The organism is Streptomyces sp. NPDC104309, from assembly GCF_055584025.1.
Genome location: NZ_JBVJMV010000116.1, coordinates 1 through 4835, shown reverse-complemented (window position 1 = coordinate 4835; position 4835 = coordinate 1). Strand labels below are relative to the sequence as shown.

At 68.0% G+C, this 4835-nt stretch carries 3 protein-coding genes and 1 pseudogene; 3 read left to right on the top strand and 1 reads right to left on the bottom strand.

Annotation, left to right across the window (positions count from 1 at the left end):
- Positions 1–175: 175 nt before the first annotated feature.
- The 3 genes from ACZ68L_RS46570 (at position 176) to ACZ68L_RS46560 (ending at position 3750) form a co-directional block, all read left to right on the top strand.
- Positions 176–853, top strand: a complete 678-nt coding sequence (locus ACZ68L_RS46570) for a hypothetical protein (protein WP_469590948.1) — start codon at positions 176–178, stop codon at positions 851–853.
- A gap of 333 nt (positions 854–1186) precedes the next feature.
- Positions 1187–2320: a PP2C family protein-serine/threonine phosphatase gene (locus ACZ68L_RS46565; protein WP_469590947.1), complete on the top strand. Its 1134-nt coding sequence runs from the start codon at positions 1187–1189 to the stop codon at positions 2318–2320.
- A 224-nt stretch (positions 2321–2544) separates the two neighbouring features.
- Positions 2545–3750 (top strand): ISAs1 family transposase, encoded by a 1206-nt coding sequence (locus ACZ68L_RS46560; protein WP_469590945.1) that lies wholly within the window; start codon positions 2545–2547, stop codon positions 3748–3750.
- 173 nt (positions 3751–3923) lie between these two features.
- On the opposite strand, the pseudogene ACZ68L_RS46555 reads toward ACZ68L_RS46560, so the two are convergent.
- Positions 3924–4700: pseudogene (locus ACZ68L_RS46555) on the bottom strand (IS30 family transposase); the annotation flags it as partial.
- Between the last annotated feature and the right edge of the window lie 135 nt (positions 4701–4835).

Genomic DNA, 4835 nt, shown 5'->3' with positions numbered 1-4835 from the left:
CCAGATGCACGGACGAGCAGGCTTCACCCTCCTCCGCCACCGCATCCTCCTCGGATAGCGCCACGCAGAGTCACCACCGAATGTGAGACAGAGCCGTTGGCTGTACAGACCCGATCATGCGCCAGATGTACGGCCGAGCCGGATTCGACCTCCTCCGCCACCGCATCCTCCTCCGATGACGAGCACCCACCGCTACCACCGACTACGGAACAGAGCCGAACGTTTTACAGTCCCGCGTGACGGTGCCGAGGTAGATGTAGGCGCGCTTCTCATAGCGGGTGGCGACGGCCCGGAAGCGTTTGAGGCGGTTGATGGCGTGCTCGACTGTGTTGCGTTTCTTGTAGCGCTCGCTGTCGATTCCGGTGGGTGGGCCGCCTTGAGAACGTTGCCTGGCCGCGTCGTCGAACCGGCTGACGTGGCGGCGCTCGCCGGGGGCCTCCGAACCGTGAGCGGTCGCTTGCCGGGCGCGTGCGAGGCGCGCAACGTCGCTGTTACGTCGGTGCCGGGTGGTGCGGGTCGTCCAAACAGACGCATATCTGGCTGTCCGGCGCGTGAGGATTGGGACAGTGGGGCCGTGACCTTGTGGATGATGTGGGAGCTGGACGGAGTCGGAACAGCCTCGCAGGCCGTGGAGAGCGTGGAAGAGGCTGGTCTTTGGCTGCTCGGCTCTGTGGAGCGTGCTCGGCGGGCCTTTGACTCTGAGATGCCCTGGCGGCTGCTGATGGAATCAGCGATTGTCGTGCGCGCGCAGATGCTCGACGCGGGGCGACAGGCCCTGGAAGGCGGCGGGTCGTGGAGCTCGGCGGAGAACGGCGTGAAGGTGTGGCTCTCCCTGCGTTCCAGTGGGCCATGACGCCCCGAACCGTCCGCCATGAATGGTCTGAGCCGATCCGATCCCATTCCGGACAGCGGTGAAGCGTCAGGCGTCAGTTCTTTCGCGCCCCCCGCACAGCGTGCACAGCCGGGTGCCGGGGTGCTCTGCCGCGTTCAGGGCGCGCTCTGGGGTGCCCCGTCGTGCGCGCGCAGAAGGGATCGGGCCCGGCCGTGGCCGTCGCTCAGCTTCTGCAACACCCATCCCGAGGGGGCTTGGGGGTGCACCATGCCCGCTTGCGGCTGGCCCCTCGCTGGCCGCTGCGGGAGGGTGCAGTGTAGGAGCATGAGCGTGTTTCGGCGGTGCTTTGCCGGCATGAGGCAGCCGTGGCAGTCGTTGGTGATCCCGGTCGCGCTCATCGTGGTGATCACGGTTGCAGATGCCGTGATCCCGGTCGACATCGTCCTCAGTCCGCTGCTGGTGATTGCGCCCGCGATCGCCGCGTGGTTCGGCGCCGGGCGTTGGACAACAGGCGGTATCGGGGCTCTGGCGGTGGTGGCCCAGGGGCTCATCGGCTGGCACTTCGGTGTGCTCACCTCGCGGAACTCGCTGGTGCAGGCTCTCTCCATAGCGTTGCTTTCGGCGATGGTCGTGCTCTTCTGCGTGGTGCGTGATCGACGCAGCCGCGAGCTGGCCCAGGTGCGGTCGGTGGCCGAGGCCGCTCAGCACGTCCTGCTGTGGCCGTTGCCGAGCAGGCTCGGCCCGCTGCAGCTCGCCTGCCTCTACCTGGCCGCCGAGGACCAGGCGGTGATCGGCGGCGACCTGTACGCCGCAGCCCGCACCGACAGCGCGGCACGGGTGATGATCGGTGACGTGCGGGGCAAGGGCCTGCCCGCCATCGGTGAGGCTGCCCTCCTGCTCGGCGCGTTCCGCGAGACCGCCCGCGAGCACGCCGCCCTGCCCGACCTGGCCGCCGCCCTGGAGCGGAGCGTTGCCCGCCACCTGGCCGACTTTGCGCCGGAGGACGAGGCCGGGGAACGCTTCGTCACCGCCCTTCTGGTGGAGATCCCCGACGAGGAGCCCGTCATCCGGATGACCAGCTGCGGCCACCCGGCGCCCTTGCTGCTCGGTCCGGGCAACGCGGTGACCGTCCCGGACCTGCGCCCCGCACCCCCGCTGGGGGTCGGTATGACGGACCCCGGTGACTACACCCTTGACGTGCTGCCCTTCGGTTCCGGGCACACCCTGCTCCTTTACACCGACGGTGTCATCGAGGCCCGCGATCACGACGGCACCTTCTACCCGTTCGCGGAACGCGCCGTCCAGTGGACCGAAAGCCCTCCCGAGGTCCTGTTGCACCACATCGAGCGCGACCTGGTCGCCCACACCGGCGGAGGCCTCGGCGATGACGTCGCCCTCATCGCCATCCGCCGCGCGCCCACCGGACACCCCAGCCAGCGCCGGGGGAGAGATTGTCCACGCTCCGGGAGGCAGGGAGGCTCTTCGTAATGTGGATGTGGCGATCGGTGCCGACGGACGGCCGGGTGGGCACGACTGAAGGGTGCACGTGATCGACACCCAGGGGCATTGCGCGATTGGGATTGGTCCGGTTCGCCGGTCTCGTGAGTGACGTGGCGTCATGTCCTTGGTGCGGCAAGGGACCCCGGAGAGCAGAGCAGGCACGGTGCTGGTGATCATGTGGTTGTCGAGACCCATGAGAACCGAGCGAGACCGTGCCTGCCCGTGCATCATCGCCCATCCCTTCCGCACTGGAGCAACTGGGCTCCCCGACTGATCCCCTCACCTCAAGCGATGTCGCTGACCTGCGGCGTTTCCTGATCCTGGTCGCCGATCCCCGCGATGCGCGAGGACTGCGGTATCCGGCCCTCGCGTTGCTGTGCGCAGCTGTCTCGGCGGTGCTGACCGGGGCTCGCTCGCTCATCGCGATCAGCGAGTGGATCACGGATGCCCCGCAGCATGTGCTGGGCATCCTCGGCTTCGCTGCCGATCCGCTTACCGGTCTGCGGCCGGTGCCGCACGCCGCAACCGTGCGCCGCCTGCTGCAGCGTGTGGACGGTGACGCGCTGGACGCGGCTATCAGCGCGTATCTGCAGGCCAGAACGCCGCCCCCGGTCGAGCCGGACGCGGAGAAGAGGCCGGTGCGACGGGTGATCGCGGTCGACGGCAAGGTGGTCCGCGGGTCGCGAACCGCAACGGCCGCGGCGATCCAGCTGCTGGCGGCGATGGACCACCACGGCGTGGTCCTGGCCCAGCGGCAGGTTGCTTCCAAGAGCAACGAGATCCCCTCCTTCGCGCCGTTGCTGGACGGTCTCGAGCTGGAGAACACGGTGGTGACCGCCGACGCCCTGCACACCCAGCACGACCACGGGGCCTATCTGACCAGTCGCGGCGCGTACTACGTGGCCGTCGTGAAGAAGAACCATCCGGGCCTGTACGCCCAGGTCAGGAAGCTGCCCTGGCGGGACATCCCGCTCGGGCACCGCACTCGCGACCACGCCCACCACCGCGACGAGGTCCGCCGGCTCGAGGCCGCCGCGTTCAGCCACCTCGACTACCCCGGCGCCCGCCAGGCGATCCAAGTCATACGGTGGCGAAGCGACTTGAGCACCGGGAAGCTGACCATCGAGCGCGTCTACCTGATCACCAGCCTGAGTGTCTTCGACGCCACCTGCGCCGAGCTCGCCACCTGGATCAGAGGCCACTGGGGTATCGAGAACCTCCTGCACCACGTGCGTGACCGCACGTTCCGCGAGGACGACTCCAAGGTCCGCACCGGCACCCTGCCCCGCGCCATGGCCTCCCTGCGCAACCTCGCCATCAGCGTCTTCCGCCAGGACGGCGAGACCAACATCGCCGCCGCCCTCCGCCACACCGGCCGCGACTACCACCCGCCCCTACGAGCCCTCGGCCTCACGTGACGAACCCAGACAGATCTCGATCATGCAATGACCCTGCCACGCCGTTACCGGCATCGCACGTCAAGGGCGGGGACGGGTCATACGGACACGGACCCGTCACTGCACCTACGGCTTCATCAGCCGCCTCTCCAATCGGTCAGTCCACTCAAATTCGTGCGGCATCGTGTCGCACGGTCGCCCTCCCAGTGGCCGGGAACGGCCCAGTCCTCCGCTTCGGCAGGCCGGTCACTGATCACGACCACGGGGTGCCGGTAGCGGGGCTGGCGCTGCTGGGCCTGACGGCGTGGCTTGCGGCGGACCCGGCCGGTGCGGAGAGCGTTGGTCAGTTCTCGGCGCAGTGCACCTTGGCCCTGGACGTAGAGGGCCTGGTAAATCGTCTCGTGGACCACATGCATCTCCGGCCGATCGGGGAAGTTTTTGCGCAGGTGCTGCACGATCTGCTCCGGGCTCCAGCGTCTGCCCAGACGTTCTTGTATGTACTCGCGCAGCTCCGCGTTCTGATCGATCTTCACAGGCTTCGGGCGGGGTCGGCGTGACTCGGCGCGTGCCTCCGCGGCGTGGGGCCGGTACTGGCCGTTGGTGGGGTGGCGGTTGCGGCGTATCTCCCGGCTGATCGTCGACGGACTGCGCTCCAGGTCCGCGGCGATCCTCCGCACGGACACCTTCGCCCACACCTGGTCAGCGATGTAGAGACGCTCTTCCAGCGTCAGGTGCCGAGACGCGGAATCGACCCGCTCAGCCCGTACTCTGCGTGCGGGCTGAGCGGGTCTCTTTTTCGTTGGGGTGGTGCCATTGCGCCATCGCTTGCCAGTTCGCCGGTTGATGCCGACGATCCGGCATGCCTCCCGACTGCTCACACCTTGATCCATGAGCCGGAAGTATTCCTCCCGCTCACGCACCAGCTTCTTGCGTCCCTGCGACAAGCGGCGATTACGGATCCTGAAGGCCATCGCATCCCCGGAGATCGGGTGTTGCGACGACCGCTAGAACCAACGCCGTTCAGTTAGGGCGGGGTCTGGGGTGTCAAGGGCTGCTCGTGAGCATGTTGATGCTGATGGTGGCTTTGTAGGTGGTGCGGTCGATGG

Coding starts and splice junctions, on each gene's coding strand:
- ACZ68L_RS46570 (WP_469590948.1), top strand. CDS start 176: ATGACGAGCACCCACCGCTACCACCGACTACGGAACAGAGCCGAACGT.
- ACZ68L_RS46565 (WP_469590947.1), top strand. CDS start 1,187: ATGAGGCAGCCGTGGCAGTCGTTGGTGATCCCGGTCGCGCTCATCGTG.